14 protein-coding genes are annotated in these 17,324 nt (G+C 62.2%); 3 read left to right on the top strand and 11 right to left on the bottom strand.

Features of this window, described 5'->3' with window-relative positions:
• Position 1: 1 nt before the first annotated feature.
• Both AB8A27_RS06610 and AB8A27_RS06605 read right to left on the bottom strand, forming a co-directional pair.
• Entirely contained in the window at positions 2 to 1,708 is a 1,707-nt protein-coding gene (locus AB8A27_RS06610) for an IlvD/Edd family dehydratase (protein ID WP_441241226.1), read from the bottom strand.
• Between the two features lie 87 nt (positions 1,709 to 1,795).
• Positions 1,796 to 2,614 carry an NAD-dependent epimerase/dehydratase family protein gene (locus AB8A27_RS06605; RefSeq protein ID WP_441241225.1) on the bottom strand — a complete coding sequence of 273 codons (819 nt, stop codon included), beginning with the start codon at positions 2,612 to 2,614 and terminating at the stop codon, positions 1,796 to 1,798.
• A gap of 146 nt (positions 2,615 to 2,760) precedes the next feature.
• Between AB8A27_RS06605 and AB8A27_RS06600 the strand changes: the two genes are divergently transcribed.
• Entirely contained in the window at positions 2,761 to 3,723 is a 963-nt protein-coding gene (locus AB8A27_RS06600; protein WP_441241224.1) for an SMP-30/gluconolactonase/LRE family protein, read from the top strand.
• A 4-nt stretch (positions 3,724 to 3,727) separates the two neighbouring features.
• Here AB8A27_RS06600 and AB8A27_RS06595 read toward each other — a convergent pair whose 3' ends face one another.
• The 4 genes from AB8A27_RS06595 to AB8A27_RS06580 all read right to left on the bottom strand — a co-directional run bounded on the left by AB8A27_RS06595 (position 3,728) and on the right by AB8A27_RS06580 (position 9,009).
• Complete coding sequence (locus AB8A27_RS06595) at positions 3,728 to 4,966, bottom strand: GGDEF domain-containing protein (protein ID WP_441241223.1); 1,239 nt, start codon at positions 4,964 to 4,966, stop codon at positions 3,728 to 3,730.
• A 267-nt stretch (positions 4,967 to 5,233) separates the two neighbouring features.
• Positions 5,234 to 6,664: an aldehyde dehydrogenase family protein gene (locus tag AB8A27_RS06590; RefSeq protein ID WP_441241222.1), complete on the bottom strand. Its 1,431-nt coding sequence runs from the start codon at positions 6,662 to 6,664 to the stop codon at positions 5,234 to 5,236.
• A gap of 280 nt (positions 6,665 to 6,944) precedes the next feature.
• Positions 6,945 to 7,913 (bottom strand): DMT family transporter, encoded by a 969-nt coding sequence (locus AB8A27_RS06585; RefSeq protein ID WP_441241221.1) that lies wholly within the window; start codon positions 7,911 to 7,913, stop codon positions 6,945 to 6,947.
• A gap of 175 nt (positions 7,914 to 8,088) precedes the next feature.
• Positions 8,089 to 9,009, bottom strand: a complete 921-nt coding sequence (locus tag AB8A27_RS06580; protein ID WP_441244842.1) for a c-type cytochrome — start codon at positions 9,007 to 9,009, stop codon at positions 8,089 to 8,091.
• 163 nt (positions 9,010 to 9,172) lie between these two features.
• Here AB8A27_RS06580 and AB8A27_RS06575 point away from each other — a divergent pair, with 163 nt between their 5' ends.
• Positions 9,173 to 9,595, top strand: a complete 423-nt coding sequence (locus AB8A27_RS06575; protein ID WP_441241220.1) for a CHRD domain-containing protein — start codon at positions 9,173 to 9,175, stop codon at positions 9,593 to 9,595.
• Between the two features lie 79 nt (positions 9,596 to 9,674).
• Here the strand turns inward: AB8A27_RS06575 and AB8A27_RS06570 are convergent, their stop codons facing one another.
• The 5 genes from AB8A27_RS06570 to AB8A27_RS06550 all read right to left on the bottom strand — a co-directional run bounded on the left by AB8A27_RS06570 (position 9,675) and on the right by AB8A27_RS06550 (position 16,429).
• On the bottom strand, positions 9,675 to 10,121 hold the full coding sequence (locus AB8A27_RS06570) for a c-type cytochrome (RefSeq protein ID WP_441241219.1): 447 nt from the start codon (positions 10,119 to 10,121) through the stop codon (positions 9,675 to 9,677).
• A gap of 92 nt (positions 10,122 to 10,213) precedes the next feature.
• Positions 10,214 to 12,511, bottom strand: coding sequence for a xanthine dehydrogenase family protein molybdopterin-binding subunit (locus tag AB8A27_RS06565; RefSeq protein ID WP_441241218.1), 2,298 nt, complete (start codon positions 12,509 to 12,511; stop codon positions 10,214 to 10,216).
• Between the two features lie 101 nt (positions 12,512 to 12,612).
• A complete protein-coding gene (gene murJ / locus AB8A27_RS06560; protein WP_441241217.1) occupies positions 12,613 to 14,145 on the bottom strand; it encodes a murein biosynthesis integral membrane protein MurJ in 1,533 nt (510 codons plus the stop codon).
• Between the two features lie 43 nt (positions 14,146 to 14,188).
• Positions 14,189 to 15,340, bottom strand: a complete 1,152-nt coding sequence (locus AB8A27_RS06555; RefSeq protein ID WP_441241216.1) for a DegT/DnrJ/EryC1/StrS family aminotransferase — start codon at positions 15,338 to 15,340, stop codon at positions 14,189 to 14,191.
• 78 nt (positions 15,341 to 15,418) lie between these two features.
• Positions 15,419 to 16,429, bottom strand: a complete 1,011-nt coding sequence (locus tag AB8A27_RS06550; protein WP_441241215.1) for a Gfo/Idh/MocA family protein — start codon at positions 16,427 to 16,429, stop codon at positions 15,419 to 15,421.
• A 273-nt stretch (positions 16,430 to 16,702) separates the two neighbouring features.
• Here AB8A27_RS06550 and AB8A27_RS06545 point away from each other — a divergent pair, with 273 nt between their 5' ends.
• The gene (locus tag AB8A27_RS06545; RefSeq protein WP_441241214.1) at positions 16,703 to 17,221 is read left to right on the top strand and encodes a hypothetical protein; all 519 of its coding nucleotides are present in this window, start codon (positions 16,703 to 16,705) and stop codon (positions 17,219 to 17,221) included.
• Positions 17,222 to 17,324: the final 103 nt, after the last annotated feature.

Below are 17,324 nucleotides of genomic sequence, written 5' to 3'. Positions count from 1 at the left end.
GTTAGTCCTTCCCCTCCGCACGCATGAAGTCGAAGTCGCAGCCCTCGTCCGCCTGTGTGATCGTGCCGTAGAACAGATGCGCATAGCCGCGCTTCGCCCAGTCCGGCGTTTTCGCCCGTGGAAGCGCAGCTTGGCGCTTCGCAAGCTCGGCATCGTCGACCAACAGATCGATCGACCGCTTCGCCACATCCAGCCGGATCATGTCGCCGTTCTTCACCAGCGCCAGCGGACCGCCCACGGCGCTTTCCGGCGTGATATGCAGAACGATGGTGCCGAACGCCGTGCCGCTCATGCGCGCGTCAGAGATGCGCACCATGTCCTTCACGCCTGATCGCGCCAGCTTCATCGGGATCGGCAGATAGCCCGCCTCCGGCATGCCCGGCGCGCCCCTCGGACCGGCATTACGCAGCACCAGCACGTCATCAGCATTGACGTCGAGATCGGGACTGTCGACGCGGTTGGTCATGTCCTCGACGGACTCGAACACGACGGCGCGGCCGGTGTGTTGCATCAGTTTCGGCGACGCGGCGGAATGCTTGATGACGGCGCTGCGCGGCGCCAGATTACCGTGCAGGATCGCCAGCCCGCCTTCGCGCTTGATCGGGTCGTCCTTCGAGCGGATCACGTCCTGACCCGGCACCTCTTCGGCATTCGCCACGATCTCGCGCAGCGTCTCGCCGGTGACAGATTTTGCGTCGAGATCGATGAGATCGCCGAGCTGCGCCATCAGTTTCGGCACGCCGCCGGCGTGATGGAAGTGCTCCATATAGTGATCACCTGACGGCTTCAGATCGACAAGCACCGGCACGTCGCGGCCGAGTTCATCGAAAGCGGCAAGATCAATCCGGTTCGGCGTGCGGTTGGCCATCGCGGTGAGATGAATGAGTCCATTGGTCGAACCGCCAATCGCCTGCAGCACGACCTGGGCATTGCGGAACGAGCCCGGCGTCAGGAATTCGCTCGGCTTCGGCCCCTTGTTTTTGGCGAGCGTCGCGGCAACCTTGCCGCTCGCTTCGGCCGACCGAAAACGCTCCGCATGCGGCGCCGGAATTGTCGCGCTCATGGGCAGCGACAGGCCCATGGCCTCGGTGATGCAGGCCATGGTGGAGGCCGTGCCCATCACCATGCAGGTGCCGACCGACGGCGCGAGACGCGCATTGACGTCGTCAATCTCCTGCTGGTCGATCTCGCCCGCACGGAACTTGCCCCACATGCGCCGGCAGTCGGTGCAGGCGCCCAGCACCTCGCCCTTGTGATGACCAACAACCATCGGGCCGACAGGGATCACCACCGTCGGCAGATCGACCGACAGCGCCGCCATGATCTGCGCCGGCAGCGTCTTGTCGCAGCCGCCGATCACAACCACCGCATCCATCGGCTGCGCCTTGATCATCTCCTCGGTATCCATCGCCATCAGATTGCGCAGATACATCGAGGTCGGATGGGCGAAGCTTTCGCCGATCGAGATGGTCGGAAACACCATCGGCAGCGCGCCGGCCAGCATCACGCCGCGCTTTACGGCCTCGATGATCTGCGGCGAATTGCCGTGACAGGGATTGTAATCGCTATGGGTGTTGGTGATGCCGACGATGGGCCGGTCCAGCGCATCGTCGGAATAGCCCATGGCCTTGATGAAGGCCTTGCGCAGGAACAGCGAAAAGCCAGCATCGCCGTAACTCGTGAGCCCCTTGCGCAATCCGTCGGCCATGTCGCGTTCCCATTCCAAGCTTGTTTTGAATGCTTCTTATGAAGCCGCCAAAATTCTTGTCAATGCGCGGGACGGACTGGCTGGGCCCTATTTCGGCTCCCAGACCTTGCTGAAATCGCCAGCGAATTCGGCGCTGCAAAATGCGCCGCCCTGATAGAAATCGCCGACCGCATCGGGCTTCATCTTCGCCTGTTCCGCCATTGCGTGCTCGCGGTAATCCTCGGCCTTGCCGGTCGGGCGATAGCCGAGCTCATAGGCGCGGGAATTGTCCCACCAGGCGCGCTCGTTATAGGAAGCGCCATACAGCACCTCGAAATGGATCGCAGGATGTTCGAGCCCGATCTGGCAGAGCTGCACCAGATCCTCGGGTTTCAGCCAGATCGACAGCCGGCGCTGGTCCAGCGGCCTGTCGCCGAAGTTGCCGATGCGCAGACACGTTACTGACAGCCCGTATTTGTCGGCATAGAGCGAGCCCACCGCTTCGCCGAACACCTTGCTGACACCGTAGCGGCTGTCCGGCCGCACCGTGACATCCGGCGGGATCTTGCTGTGCCGCGGATAGAAGCCGACCGCGTGGTTCGATGACGCGAAGATAATGCGCTTGACGCCCTTCTTGCGCGCGGCCTCGAACAGATTGTAGCCACCGATGATATTGGCCTGCAGGATAGTGTCCCATGGACCCTCCACCGAAAAGCCGCCGAAATGCAGGATGCCGTCGACACCTTCGCAGATCGCCTCCACCGCGGCGAGATCGGCGAGATCGGCCTGTTTGAAGTTCTCGGTTGGCTTGAGATTTGGCGGCGTGGTGAGATCGCTCAACACGAGGTCCGGATAGATCGACGGCAGCAATTCCCGCAAACGCGTACCGATTCCGCCTGATGCGCCCGTCATCAAGATCTTTGGCATTCCGTCCCTCGCGATGTTGTCAGTTGTCAGACAAGTATGGCGCGGCAGCGGCGTAACGGCAAGGCGGCGTAACCGGCATTGCTTGCCGCCTGTCCTCCCCAATGTTAGCAAACGTATCCGAGGAAACGATAACGAACGAGACAACAATGTCCGATGCAACGACCTCCCCCGGCTGGCGTCCCGCCACCTATTATCCCGATCCCGCCATCCACGCCCTCGACCCCCGCTTCGAAAAATACTGGATCAAGCTCGGCGCCATCGAACGCATCGCCACCGGCATGCGTTGGGCCGAAGGGCCGGTATGGTTTGGCGATGGGCGCTATCTGTTGTGCTCCGACATTCCCAACAACCGCATTATCAAATGGGAAGAGGAAACCGGCGCGATCAGTGACTTCCGCAAGCCATCGAATTACGGCAATGGCAACACGCGGGATCGCCAGGGACGCCTGATCACCTGCGAACACGGCCGCCGCATCACCCGCACCGAATATGACGGTACGATCACGGTGCTGATGGACAATTTCGAAGGCAAGAAGCTGAACTCGCCGAATGACGTTGTAGTGAAGTCCGACGGTTCGATCTGGTTCACCGATCCGCCGTTCGGCCTGATGAGCGACTATGAGGGCAACAAGGCGCCGTCCGAGATCGGCCAGAACATCTATCGCATCGATGGCGATACGTTGAAGTCCACCATCGTCGCTGATGATGTGCTCGGCCCGAACGGACTGTGTTTTTCGCCCGACGAGAAGCTGCTCTATGTCGTGGAATCCCGCGGCGTGCCGAACCGCAAGATTCTCGCTTACGACGTTGTCGCCGACGGCAAGGCGCTGAAGAACAAGCGCGTACTGATCGATGCGGGCCCGGGCACGCCCGACGGCATGCGCTGCGATATCGACGGCAATCTGTGGTGTGGCTGGGGTATGGGCAAGCCGGAGCTCGACGGCGTCTTCGTCTTTGCGCCTGACGGCGAACAGATCGGCCGCATCGCCCTGCCCGAACGCTGTGCCAATGTTTGTTTCGGCGGCGTGAAACGCAACCGGCTGTTCATGGCGTCGAGCCAGTCGATCTATGCGGTCTATGTGAACACGCAGGGTGCGCTGGGAGGGTGATCGATCAGGCGATCTGTTGCAGCGTCTGCCCTGACGCCACACCGTCCCGGACGCAATTGCGGCCGCTTTGCTTGGCCAGGTACAAAGCACTGTCGGCCGCCTCGACCAGCATGCGCGGCTGAATGTTCGCGTTGGCTACAGCGATGCCGACGCCAATACTCACGGTCAGCCCTCTGGCGGCGTTTGGCAAAGCACGGCAGTCCATGTTTTCAACGGCATGTCGCACCCGTTCGGCGATCTTCAGCGCATCGATGCGGGTCGTCGCGGGCAGGATGAGCGCGAATTCCTCGCCGCCGTAACGCGCCGTGAAATCGTCGGCGCGCTCCACGCCCCGGATCGCAGCCGCCACGAGCTTCAGGCATTCGTCGCCGATCAGATGTCCGAAATCATCATTGAAGCGCTTGAAATGATCGACATCGATCAACAGCAGCGCCAGCGGCACGGCGCACATGGGCTGATCCTGCAAACTCTGTTTCAGCTTTTGATCGAAATCCCGCCGGTTGCTGACGCCGGTCAGACCATCGGTCAGCGCAAATGTCGACAGCCGGGCATTCATGACTGCAAGGTCTGAATTGTAACGCGTCACCTGGCCGAGCAATGCGCGGTGATCATAATCGGCCTTCAGCATTCTCGTGCGCAGCGTAAACAGCTCGGAAACGAAGCCGACTTGATAGCAGAGATAGAGAAGCGCCAGCGGAATGGCGACCGTAACGCCAAAAAACGTTGCCGTGACGCTGATCATGGCCAGCACGATGCTGATATGGAGGATCACCACCCCCGGCATGGCATAGGCGCGCGCGCTAGCCCCCTGGATCGGAGCGCAAATCAACGCGAAGACAGCAAACCTGGTCGCCCCTTCGGTGGTGTAAAGCAGAATCGACAGGCTTGAGCCCCAGCCCAGAGCTGCGATGAAGCTTGAGGTCGCAAACAGGCGGACCCAATCGGAAACCCGCGCGTCCAGCCCGCGCCGGTGATAGCGGCGGACGAAAACAAGGCGAAGGCCAAACGTTCCGATAACGATGACGGCGGCCGGTACGGAGGCAAAAGACCCGTAGACGTACCAGTTATGCCACGCGATGAGCGCGATGGCCGTCGCAGTCAATGCATGCGCGAGCGGACTGAAGAGCCCTTCCAGCATTTCCCATGCTTGCTCTTTCGTCGCATAATCGGATCCGATCAGTCCTGCCGTCGAGGCCAGCATGCGCCGTAGCGAAGCAATACGCGCGCGCAGATCCTCCATCATTTGTGTTCCGGCCAACGACGTCACCTTCGGCTTGGTGCAAGACGACTTTCGACCGGATCATGCCCGCGATATCTAACGGACTGGTGTATTTGGCGACGTCGATACCTGTATTCTCAATGAAGGGTTAAATCGCAGGCCAACCGAGCCGTTCGCGGTCCCGCTGCCGGCACCACATCTGCCTTTTCGCTGGTCGTCGAAACAAAGACGCCGGAGCATTGCTGCCCCGGCGTCTGTCAGTCACGAAGCTGTTGCTTCGAATGCGCGGTCTTAAGCCGCGGTGTAGCCGGCGATCGCCTTGACCTCGAGGAAGTCCTCGAGACCGTGCTTGCCCCATTCGCGGCCGTTGCCGGACTGCTTGTAGCCGCCGAACGGCGCGGTGCGGTCGTTCGGAGCGCCCTGCAGGTTGACGTTGCCGGCGCGGATACGGCGACCGAACTTGCGGGCGTTCTCGACGGTGTCAGCCGAGACATAGCCAGCGAGGCCATAGGGCGTGTCGTTGGCGATGCGGAGCGCATCGGCTTCGTCCTTGGATCCCATGATCACGAGCACCGGCCCGAAGATTTCCTCGCGCGCGATGGTCATGTTCTCGGTGACGTCAGCGAAGATCGTCGGACGCACATAGAAGCCCTTGTTGACGCCTTCCGGCAGGCCGGGGCCACCGGCGACCAGCGTGGCGCCTTCCTCGATGCCCTTCTGGATCAGGCCCTGGATCTTGTCCCACTGGCCACGATTGACCACCGGACCGATGACGGTGCCGTCGGCACGCGGATCGCCGGCCTTGGTCTTGTCGGCCTGCGCCTTCGCAATGGCGGCGATTTCCTTCATCTTCGCCTGCGGCACGATCATGCGGCTCGGCGCGTTGCACGACTGTCCGGAGTTGTTGAACATGTGCGCGACGCCGCCGGTGACGGCCTTCACGAAGTCAGCGCCGTCGAGGATCACGTTCGGCGACTTGCCGCCGAGTTCCTGGCTGACGCGCTTCACGGTGTTCGCGGCGCGTTTGGCAACGTCGATGCCGGCGCGGGTTGAACCCGTGAAGGAGATCATGTCGATGTCCGGATGCTCGCTCATGGCGACGCCAACATCGGGACCAAGACCGTTCACAAGGTTGAACACGCCCTTCGGCACGCCCGCTTCGTGGAGGATTTCCGCGAAGATCAGCGCCGAGGTCGGAGTGTATTCGGACGGCTTGAGCAGCATGGTGCAGCCGGCGGCGAGCGCGGGCGCGACCTTGCAGGCGATCTGGTTCAGCGGCCAGTTCCACGGGGTGATCATACCGACGACGCCGACCGGCTCCTTCGTGATCATCGCAGCGTTGTGCGGCTCGTCGAACTGATAGGTCTTCAGCACGTCCAGGGTGGCGACGAGGTGCCCGAGGCCGGCACCGGCCTGCAGCCGCTCAGCCATCGGCAGCGGAGCGCCCATCTCGTCGGAGACCGACGCGCCGATATCCGACATGCGGGTCTTGTAGACCGCGATGATCTTTTCCAGCAGCGCGATGCGCTCTTCACGGGTGGTCTGGGAGAACGTCTCGAAAGCGCGCTTGGCAGCGGCGACAGCCTTGTCGACGTCGGCCTTGGAGCCCAGCGCAATGTCATACATCGCTTCTTCGGTCGCCGGATTGACGACGGGGGTGGTCTTCTTGACGACGGGATCGACCCAGGCGCCATCGATGTAGAATTGCAGGCGGTTGACCATTGGTAACCTCTTTGATTTCGGGAACGTCTGTCGTCGGAAAACGCTGTGCAGCCGGGTCTATCTGGGAAGAAACGATACGTCCGGCAAGCATCCTTGCGCAGCCATTTCGCCTCATGAGCCCGTCATGCACGGGATGCCGCGTGAAAGCAGCAAATGCATATAAATCCAGCTGCGTGGCGGGAGCAAGGCCTCGTGATTTGCGTGCGTTCTAAAATCGAAACGTCGCAACTTGCCAGCGAAACGCGGTGTGCATTGCAGCAAAATTGACCGAAAATCAGCGCTACTTTGTGCGGATGGCGACGGGCGCATCCGGATCGGCTTCATCATCGGCCATGGTGGAGATCGGCGACATGGGTGTGTCGCGCAGCCGCTTCAGGCCGAGATGGCGTTCGCGCAGGATGACGAAAATGCCTGCGCCCGCGACAATCACCGCGCCACCGACCACGTAAGGCGTCGGCACCTCGCCGAACATCCAGAAGCCAAGCAGGAAGGCCCACAGCATCGCCGTGTAGTCGAACGGCGCCAGGAAGGACGCCGGCGCGTAGCGATAGCTCTCGGTGAACAGCATCTGGCCGAGGCCGCCGGAAATCCCGATGCCGACCAATAACGTCAGTTCGAAACTCGTCGGCCAGCGCCAGCCGAATGGCGCCGTGAGCAGTGATGCTCCCATCACGATCAGCGTCATGAAGATGACGATCGCGGATGAGGACTCCGTTGCGGTCAGCCGGCGGATCTGGATGGTCGCACCGCCCGACGAGAAGGCGTTCAGCAACGCCAGCGACAGACCGATGATCATCGACGTGGTCAGCGCCGCGTGGTCGTGGAAATACGGCGACAGCATCAGGATCACCCCGGAAAAGCCGATCGCCACCGCCGACCAGCGATAGGCGTGCACCTGCTCCTTCAGGAAGATCGCGGCGAAGACCACCGTGATCAGCGGCGCGATGAAGGCGATGGCGGTCACATCCGCGATCGGCAGCCGCGCCAGCGCGCCGAAGGTGCAGAAGGTGCCGATCACGCTGAACGAACCGCGCACCAGATGCGCGGAGACACGGTTGGTGCGCAGCGCACCCCGCAACTGACCGCGCCAGCCGAAAAACAGCATGATCGGGATCAGCGCAAACAACCCGCGGGCGAACACGATTTCGCCGAGTGGCACCTCACTGCCGAGATAGCGGCCCTGGGCGCCCATGATGGCAAACGCCATGGTGCTGGCAATCTTCAGCGACACGGCTTTGAGGATATTCATGAGATCGGGGGAAACGGGATCGTGGAAACCGGGATCAGGGGGAATCGCCCGGCGGCGGAATGTTGCACCACACAATCACGTGAGCAGCCCCGCGAAAACCACCGATGCGACATGGCTTTTCGGGTTTCCATGCACGGCTGCACCCGCGCCACAACCCAACCTTGCGCGGGCGGCTTTAACCCTTTTTAGCGGGCTTTGGCGGCCCCTCTACCGGGGGCAGCGACTTCAGATAGAGCGCGATCGCCGAGCGATCCTCGGCGCTCAACTGGGAGGTATTGCGGATCACGCGGCCCATGGAGCCACCGGCGGTGTCGCCGTCCGGGGTCTGCCCGGTTTCGAGGAAATAGGCGATGTCCTTCTCACTCCAGTCGCCGAGGCGCTTCTGGGTGATGTTGGGCACCCAGCCGTCTCCGTCAGGATTCGGACCTCCGGCAAAGCGCTGTGCCGTTACAATGCCGCCCAGCGCGTTGCGCGGGCTGTGGCACTCGGCACAGTGGCCCAGCGCATTGACCAGATAGCTGCCACGATTCCACTGCGGTGACTTCGACGCATCCGCCACGAACGGCTTGCCATCAAGAAACAGCAATTTCCAGACACCGAGGTTGCGGCGGACGTTAAATGGAAATGGCACCGCATGATCCGGCGCCTTGCTCGCCACTTGTGGCAGTGTCTTCAGATAGGCAAACAGGTCGCGCGCGTCCTCCACCTTCATGTGCTGATAGGACGTGTATGGAAAGGCCGGAAAGTAGTGCGAGCCGTTCGGCGAAGTGCCTTTCAGCAGTGCCGTAACGAAATCAGCTTCACTCCAGCGGCCGATACCGGCGGCAGGATCAGGCGAGATGTTCGGTACATAGAACGTACCGAACGGTGATGTCAGCGGCAGCCCGCCACCGAGCTTGAGCCGATCCTGCTGCGCCGGCGTCGCATGGCATGACGAGCAGCCACCGGCATTGAAGACCACCGCGCCATTGCCGGGATTGGGCGTGTGCGGCGGGAGCGTGCTCGCAGCCACCGTCGCTGGAATCGTTAGCCACCAGAACACGCCAAGGCCGATGACGACCGCGACAAGTGCGAGAATGAAAAGCCGTTTCAGCACACGCATGTCCAATCGGTATCCTGGTCAAACTTCAGTAGATGCAGCGCGTCGAACGGCCGCTGCCGGAACGAAATCGTGATCCATCCCTTAAGCCTTCGAGGAATGAATTGGCGTCTCGGATGTTTCCAACCGTGACGACCTCGCCACCATCAGGGAGAAAATCATGTCACCCCGTTCGATCATGCTCGCATCCCTCGCGTTTGGCGCCAGCATCGCCCTCGCCGGCCCTGCTTTCGCCGACAAGATGAAGGCGACCCTCGACAGCGCATCCGAAGTGCCCGCCAATACCAGCCCCGGCAAGGGCACCGCCGATATCGACTTCGATCCCGCCACCAAGAAGCTGACCTGGAAGCTGACCTATTCCGGCCTTACGGGTCCTGCGACCATGGCGCATTTCCACGGCCCCGCCGAACCCGGCAAGAATGCCGGCGTGGCCGTACCGATCACACCGGCCACCAGTGGCAGCGAAGGCAGCGCCACGCTGACCGACGCACAGGCCGCCGACCTGATGGCCGGCAAGTACTATGTCAACGTCCACACCGAAGCGCACAAGGGCGGCGAGATCCGCGGACAGGTGACGAAGTAACATTCGTGCCGACTGCGATTTAAGAACAAGGGCGAGCGCCGCGGCGTTCGCCCTTTTCTTTTGCGAGGCGCGGTCGACCTTAGACCTTCAGACGAAACGTCTCGTGGCAGCCGCCGCATGCCTTGCCGATGCCGCCGACATTCGCCTTAAGGCTGTCGAGGTCCTTGATCTTGGCCTTGGCATCGGTGACGGCCTTGGCGAAGGTGACGATGTGGGCATCGAAACCTGCCTTGTCTTCCCAGACCTTCGGCGACGTCGAATAGTCACCTTCAGCTTTCAGGCCCTTGGTGCTGTCCGGAAATAGCGTCGGCAGCTTTTTGGCGGTGTCGTCCAACACGGTCAGCGCGGCCTCGACCGCGGCCTGATCATAGGGCTTGTCGCCCTTGGCCATCGCGCTGAGCGTGCCGCCAAGAGCACGACCATTGGACTTCATCAGCGTCTGGCGTTCCTTGACGATCTCCTGCTGGGCCGAGACCGCCCCCACACCCAACAGCAAAGCTCCGACAACGAGAAGCGCACGTTTCATCAACCAATACCCCTGTTTGGAATTCGATTAGGACTAGTTTGCAACATGTAGATGAACCCCACCACCATCGGGCTATTCCCGGCGGTGGCGCTCTACAGCCTGTGGAGCCGTTCGTGCTCGCGGATCGCCATCCACACCCGCTCCGGAGTTGCGGGCATGTCGATGTGCTCGATTTTGTATTCGCGATGGAGGCCATCGATGATGGCGTTCATCACGGCCGGACAGGAGCCGATGGCGCCGGCCTCGCCCGCACCCTTCACCCCTAGCGGATTGGTCGTGCACGGGATGTTGTGGGTCTCGAACGAGAATGCCGCACCGTCGGCCGCGCGCGGCAATGCGTAATCCATGAAGGTGCCGGTGACGAGCTGACCATCCTTGGGATCATAGACTGCCTGCTCCATCAGCGCCTGGCCGATGCCCTGCATGGTGCCGCCATGAACCTGGCCGGCCAGCAGCAACGGGTTCAGCGTGACGCCGAAATCGTCGACGATGACGTAATTGACAATGGCGATCTTGCCGGTCGCCGGATCGATCTCGACCTCGACCAAATGGGTGCCGTTGGGGAAGGTGCCGTCGGCGCTGCTAAAGGTTTCCGACGCATTGAGCTTCGACGGATCGGCCTTCTTCGCGAGATCTGCGAATGACACCGAACGGTCGGTACCGGCGATCTTCACCACGCCGCCAACGATCTCGAGGTCAGCCGCGCTGGTTTCCAGCACATCCGCCGCGAGCTCCTTGAGGTTGATACCGAGCTGCCTGGTGGCGCGCTGCACGCTGACGCCGCCGGTCGGGATCGAGGCAGAGCCGCCGGTACCGAGGCCGGTCGCCACCTTCGCGGTATCGCCCTGGACGATGTGAACGCGGTCCGGTGTCACGCCGAACTGTTCGGCGACAATCTGGGCATAGGCTGTGTGGTGGCCCTGCCCGGTCGACTGCGTGCCGATCAGGATGGTGATGTCGCCATCAGTGCCAACAGCAACATTGGCGGTCTCGTCACCCATGGTGCCGCAGACTTCCACATAGGTGGCCATGCCGATACCGCGAACCAGGCCCTCTTTCTTCGCGGCCTTGGCGCGCTTTGGAAACTCCTTCCAGCCCGCGACATCCATCGCGCGCTTCATATGCGCGGTGAAATCACCGGAGTCGTACACCTTGCCGGTCGCGGTCTTGTACGGCATCGCCTTTGGCGGAATGAAATTCTTGCGGCGGATCGCATCGGGGGACATGCCGAGCTTGCGCGCGCATTGATCGACAAGACGCTCGACCACATAGGCCGCTTCGGGACGGCCCGCGCCGCGATAGGCATCCACCGGCACTGAATTCGTGAACACCGTGCGGACCCGGCAATGGAAGGCCTGGATGTCGTACAGCCCCGGCAGCATGCCGGCGCCGCCATGCGGGATATACGGCCCGAAGGTCGACAGATACGCGCCCATATCGGCCATCAAGTCGACATCCATGGCGAGAAACTTGCCGTCCTCGCTAAGCGCCATGCGTGCATGAGTGACGTTGTCACGGCCCTGCGCGTCGCCAAGGAAGTGATCGGTGCGGTCCGCCGCCCACTTCACATTCTTGCCAAGCTTCTTGGCGGCAAAGGCCACCAGCGCATATTCGCGATAGGGAAACAGCCGCGTGCCGAAACCGCCACCGACATCGGGGCAGATCACGCGCATCTTGTCCTTCGGCATCTTCAGCACGTTGTCGCAGAGGATGTCGCGCAGACGATGGCTGCCCTGGCTGCCGATGGTCAGCGTCATGTAATCGCGCTTGGCATCGTATTCGCAAATCGCCGCGCGCGTCTCCATGTAGTTGATGATGACGCGCGGATTTACGATCTTCACTTCGGCGACGACTGGCGCCTTGGCGAACACCGCATCGACCGCCTTCTTGTCGCCGATCGGCACATCGAACAGGATGTTGCCGGGATGCTTGGCCCACACTTGCGGCGCGCCCTTGGCGACGGCATTGACCAGACCGTTCACAGACGGCAGCGGCTTCCAGTCGACCTCGATCGCCTCAATCGCATCGCGCGCTTGCGCAACAGTCTCCGCAACGACGAAGGCCACGGCGTCGCCGACATGGCGAACTTCCCCAGCGGCGAGGATCGGATAATCCGGCCCGGTGAAAGGATGATCCTCAAGATTGAACAGGCACGGCAGACCGCCAAGGTCCTTGGTGTCCTCTGACGTCAGAATCGCAGCGACACCTGGAAGCGTGCGCGCCTTGCTGACATCGACGGTGAAATTGGCATGGGCGTGCGGTGAGCGCAGCACAAGGGCATGCAACGCGGCGGGCGCATGATCGTCGGTATAGCGGCCACGGCCACGAATGAGGGCGTCGTCTTCCTTACGCAGGACACTCTGTCCGACGCCGAATTTGATGGGGGCCATTGGTCCTCCGACTGCAATTTAGAAACAATCTACACAGCAAAGGGAGGACGGCAAGTGGGCGGTGCAATATCGCTACGCGACATGAGACACGTTCGCGCGAGTTAGCGGGGGCGCACCAGATTGCGAAGCCAGCTCCTGCCAAACAGCGCCAGAATCGATACGCAATAGACAACCAAAGTCACGATGATGAGAACGCCCAGCGTCGCTTCGTCGCGGAGGCTGGTAAGGCCCGCAAACTGCTCCGCCGCAAGACGCGCGGCGCCCCACAGCACCGCCGCGAGGACCACGCCGGTCAGAGCGAATTTGCCCAGCGCCAGCAGAAATGCGCTGTCAAATTCGAGATAGCCTGCGCGCATGGCAAAGAAGATGACCAGCAACAGATTGATCCAGGCGCCCGCCGCGGTGCCAAGCGCGAGGCCGATCTGCGCCAGAGGCCCCATCAGCAGAAGCTTCAGCGCGACGTTGACTGCGATGCCGGTGAGCGCGGCAATCATCGGCGTCGTGGTGTCCTTGCGGGCATTGAAGGTTGCTACCGCGCTGCGGATCATCACGAAGGGGATAAGCGCTACGGCATAGGCGGCGAGCGTCGCCGCAGCGACCGCAGCATCGGCCTTGGTGAAGGCCCCGCGGGCAAACATCGCGCGCATGATGACGTCGGGCACCACGAGAAATGCAGCGACGAAGGGCAGCGAGAACAGCAGTGTGAACAGGAAGGCGCGGCGCTGCGCGCCCATGGCGCCGACGTGATCGTCTGCCGCCATCCGCCGTGACATTTCCGGCAAAAGCACCGTGCCGATGGCGATGCCGATCACCCCGATGGGTAACTGGTTGAGACGGTCGGCATAATACAGCGCCGATAGCGCGCCGACCGGCAGGAAGGTCGCGATGATGGTGTCGGCAAACAATGCGACCTGCGTGCCCATGGAGCCCAGCGTCGCCGGGCCGAGCGCGCGGAAGAAGCCGCGCACGTCCTCGTCGAGGCGCAGCGGCGCGAAACGCGGTAACCCGCCATGGCGCTGCAAGTCACCGGCGAGAAGCAGATATTGCAGCACGCCGGAGATCAGCACGCCCCAGGCAGCGGCATGACCCGCGCTCGGAAAAAAGGTGGCGAGCGCCAGGGTGGCCATCATCGAGATATTGAGGAAGATCGAGGCCGCCGCGGCACTGGCGAACCGCTGCATCACGTTCAGCATGCCGCCATAGAGCGTGACCAGCGTGATCAGCAGCAGATAGGGAAAGGTGATGCGTGTCAGCTCGATGGCAAGATGGCGCTGGACGGGGTCGTCAGTGAAGCCCGGCGCGAGAATGCTCATGGCCTGTGGCATAAACAGGATGGCCAGGATGAGCAGCACGACCTGCGATGCAAACAGCAGCGTGAAAATGCGGTCGGCGAACAGATGCGCCGATTGCGGGCCGCCCTTCCCCGTCACATGGGCATAGGCCGGCACGAAGGCGGCATTGAACGCCCCTTCGGCGAAAATAGCGCGAAAATGATTGGGCAGTCGCAGCGCCACGAAGAAGGCATCGGCCACCGGTCCTGCGCCAAGGATCGCCGCAAGCATGATGTCGCGCGCGAAGCCAGTGATCCGCGAGAGCAGCGTATATCCGCCGACAGTGAAAATGCGTCCCAGCATCAGCCGCTTCTACAGCATGAAGCGGCTGTGCAAAACGGCCAAATCAGGTCGCAAGCGCGTCGCGCACAGCCTGGATGACACGATCCTGGGTGGCTTCGTCGAGATAGGCATGAACCGGCAGACTGATGACATCGGCCGACAGCGCCTCGCAGACCGGCAGGCCGCCATCGACGACCGGATAATCCTTATAGGCCGTCTGCATATGCATCGACTTCGCGTAATAGATCGCTGATGGAATGCCCTGCGCCTTCAGCGCGTTGGCAAACGCGTCGCGGTCAGTGCCCTTGGGCAGTCGGATCGTGTAGCAGGCCCAGATCGACGTGTTGCCTTCGGCGACTCGTGGCACGGTGACGAGATTACCGAGACTGCGGGCGTAGCGGTCGGCTACTTTGTTGCGGGCGGCCACTTCGTCGTCGAAGATCTTCAGCTTTTCCAGCAGCACCGCAGCCTGGATCGTGTCGAGGCGGCCGGTGATGCCCAAACGGACATTGTCGTATTTGTCGGAGCCCTGGCCGTGGATGCGGATGCTACGCAGGTCCTCGGCGAGCTGGTCGTCATCGGTGAAGATCGCGCCGCCGTCGCCGAAGCAGCCGAGCGGCTTGGCCGGGAAGAAGCTGGTGGTGGTGGCGAGCGCCGAGGTGCCGATACGCTTGCCTTTATAAGTGGCACCGAATGCCTGCGCGGCATCTTCCAGCACGAACAGGCCCTCAGCCTCCGCAATCGCCGTGATCGCGTCGAGATCGGCGGGCTGGCCGAACAGATCGACCGGGATGATTGCCCGGGGCTTGAGGCCGGCCTTCCTGGCCGCGGCAATGCCGCGCTTCACAGACTCTGGGCTGATATTGAAAGTGACTTCGTCGACTTCGACAAACACGGGCGACGCGCCGACCAGCGCCACAGCCTCGCCGGTGGCGCAGAAGGTGAAGGACGGGCACAGCACCGCATCGCCGGGGCCGACTTTCTTCGCCATCAGCACCATCATCAGCGCGTCTGTGCCGCTGGCGCAGCTGATGACATGCTTGGCGCCGCAATAATTGGCGAGCTCAGCCTCGAGCTTGGCGACTTCGGGCCCGTTGATGAACTGGCAGTGATTGAGCACGCGGGTGACCGCCTCGTCGATCGACGACCCCAACCGTTGGCGCTGGGCGCCAAGATCGATGAAGGGAACAGGGTCGATGCGCGTGTGCTGGTTCATGATGCTGGGCCTGCAGAAAGTCGTGTTGAGGTCTGGATAGTGGACGCCGGCGCATGCATGCGCCGGGTCGCGCTTGCGTTAGCCAACTACCTTGCGGGGTGCCGGACGCGTCGCTGTGGCTGTGCGCGTCTTCGGCGCTTCAAGGCACTGGATGGCGATTTCGAGCGAGGCGACGCCCTCTTCGCCAGTCACGGCCGGCACGCCGCCGGTCCGCACCGCATCGAGAAACGCCAGGAGTTCGGCGCGCAGCGGCTCGTCCTGCCCGACGGGCAGATGGCGCATCGAATAGCTGCCATCGGTCTGGAAGCCGAAACATTCGGTGACCTGCCGTGTCAGCAGATCGCCCATCACATATTTGCCGCGCGTCGCCACCGTGACGGTGCGCGCCTTGAACGGTGTCAGCCAGTTGGTGTTGATATGGGCGAGCACGCCGGATGCCGTGCGGAACTGCAGCAGCGCGATGTCCTCGCGCTCGGCGATGGCGGAGGCAAGCTGCGGCTGCACCTCGACGATGTCGCTCTCGGTGAACCAGCAGATCAGGTCGATGTCATGCACGGCGAGATCGATGACAACGCCGACATTGGACATGCGCGGCGGAAACGGGCCAACGCGCGTAATGCCGATGGAGAGAATGTCCTCACCCTCGATCGCCTTCTTGATGGTGGCGACCGCCGGATTGAAACGCTCGACATGGCCGATCATCAGCGTGACCTTGGCCTTGCGCGCAGCCTCGACGATCTCGCGTCCCTCTTCCACGGTCGATGCCACCGGCTTCTCGACCAGGACATGGATACCCCGGGCGATGCAGGCCAGCGCAACTTCATGATGCAGGTGAGTCGGTGCTGCAATGGTCACCGCATCGACGCCGGCGGCCAGCAACCCGTCCAGATCGGCAAAGGTCTTGCAGCCGATCAGTTTCTCGGCGCGGGTGCGATGTTCGAGCATGGGATCGACGATGCCGACCATTTCGATGCCCGGCAGCCCGGCCAGCACACGGCCATGATTGGTGCCCATGACACCTGCGCCCACCACGCCGACACGCAGCGTGCGAGCAGCATCCTTCGCTGCGGAACTTTCTTTCGACACCATCAACAAACCTCAGAATTCTTAAAGGCGCGCACGCGGCGATTCACCATACCGGCGCCGGGAGTCTCCTAGCATGCCCGCCACAGATGTGGCGATTGCCCTGCAAAAGCTACCCAAACACGTTTTGATTCAAAGAATTACACCCTGCGGCCGGTTCGGACCGAATCGATCCATGAGGCTCTGGATTGCTTGTGATCGATTGATATTGCAGCGCTTTTACGGCATCCTCAATGCGGGCGGATCGTCTCGATCGCGTGCCGACATCAGAGTGATTCCATGTTTCGCCGACATGCCATCGCGACCGGTCTTGCCGCGTCGCTAGCAATCGCCAGTTCCAGCCACGCAACCTCCGCGTTTGCGCAAACACCGCCTCCCGCAGCCGCTACACCGCAAGCACCGCCCCCCACGCCCGATACCCCGAAGGTCGTCGAACGCAATGTGCGCGGACCATCGGCGCGCAATTTCCAGGTCGGCGTCTATCTGAATGTGCAGCCCGACTGCACCTCGGGCACCCTGCCCGCCCTGCGCATGGTGACCCCGCCCGCGAACGGCACCATCAGCATCAAGCGCGGCAAGGTCAGCGCCACCAATTACAAGCAGTGCCTCGCGCTCGAAGTGCCGGGCTTCATCGCCTTCTATCAATCGAAGGCCGATTTCGTCGGCAGCGATGAAGTGACCATCGAGGTGAAGTATCCGGCGGGCCGCACCGAAGTGCAGCGGATCAGGATCGATGTGGGCGGGACCGGCGGTATGGTGCCGGCATTGCCGAAGGCGCCGCAGGGACAGAAGATCTAGGACGACGGGTTACGGCGTCCCGCAAGGTCCGTCGGCCTAAAACAGAAAGCCCCCGATCTTCGGGGGCTTTCTTTTTTCTGCGTCGAGAGGACGGCCAGACCAC

The sequence above is a fragment of the Tardiphaga sp. 768_D3_N2_1 genome, from assembly GCF_052076105.1.
Lineage (GTDB): Bacteria > Pseudomonadota > Alphaproteobacteria > Rhizobiales > Xanthobacteraceae > Tardiphaga.
The sequence above is the reverse complement of the archived record's forward strand: the minus strand, read 5'-3'. Positions and strand labels throughout refer to the sequence as shown.

Coding starts and splice junctions, on each gene's coding strand:
- AB8A27_RS06610 (WP_441241226.1), bottom strand. CDS start 1,708: ATGGCCGACGGATTGCGCAAGGGGCTCACGAGTTACGGCGATGCTGGC.
- AB8A27_RS06550 (WP_441241215.1), bottom strand. CDS start 16,429: ATGGTGTCGAAAGAAAGTTCCGCAGCGAAGGATGCTGCTCGCACGCTG.
- AB8A27_RS06565 (WP_441241218.1), bottom strand. CDS start 12,511: ATGGCCCCCATCAAATTCGGCGTCGGACAGAGTGTCCTGCGTAAGGAA.
- AB8A27_RS06600 (WP_441241224.1), top strand. CDS start 2,761: ATGTCCGATGCAACGACCTCCCCCGGCTGGCGTCCCGCCACCTATTAT.
- AB8A27_RS06555 (WP_441241216.1), bottom strand. CDS start 15,340: ATGAACCAGCACACGCGCATCGACCCTGTTCCCTTCATCGATCTTGGC.
- murJ (WP_441241217.1), bottom strand. CDS start 14,145: ATGCTGGGACGCATTTTCACTGTCGGCGGATATACGCTGCTCTCGCGG.
- AB8A27_RS06605 (WP_441241225.1), bottom strand. CDS start 2,614: ATGCCAAAGATCTTGATGACGGGCGCATCAGGCGGAATCGGTACGCGT.
- AB8A27_RS06570 (WP_441241219.1), bottom strand. CDS start 10,121: ATGAAACGTGCGCTTCTCGTTGTCGGAGCTTTGCTGTTGGGTGTGGGG.
- AB8A27_RS06585 (WP_441241221.1), bottom strand. CDS start 7,913: ATGAATATCCTCAAAGCCGTGTCGCTGAAGATTGCCAGCACCATGGCG.
- AB8A27_RS06595 (WP_441241223.1), bottom strand. CDS start 4,966: ATGATGGAGGATCTGCGCGCGCGTATTGCTTCGCTACGGCGCATGCTG.
- AB8A27_RS06590 (WP_441241222.1), bottom strand. CDS start 6,664: ATGGTCAACCGCCTGCAATTCTACATCGATGGCGCCTGGGTCGATCCC.
- AB8A27_RS06575 (WP_441241220.1), top strand. CDS start 9,173: ATGTCACCCCGTTCGATCATGCTCGCATCCCTCGCGTTTGGCGCCAGC.
- AB8A27_RS06545 (WP_441241214.1), top strand. CDS start 16,703: ATGTTTCGCCGACATGCCATCGCGACCGGTCTTGCCGCGTCGCTAGCA.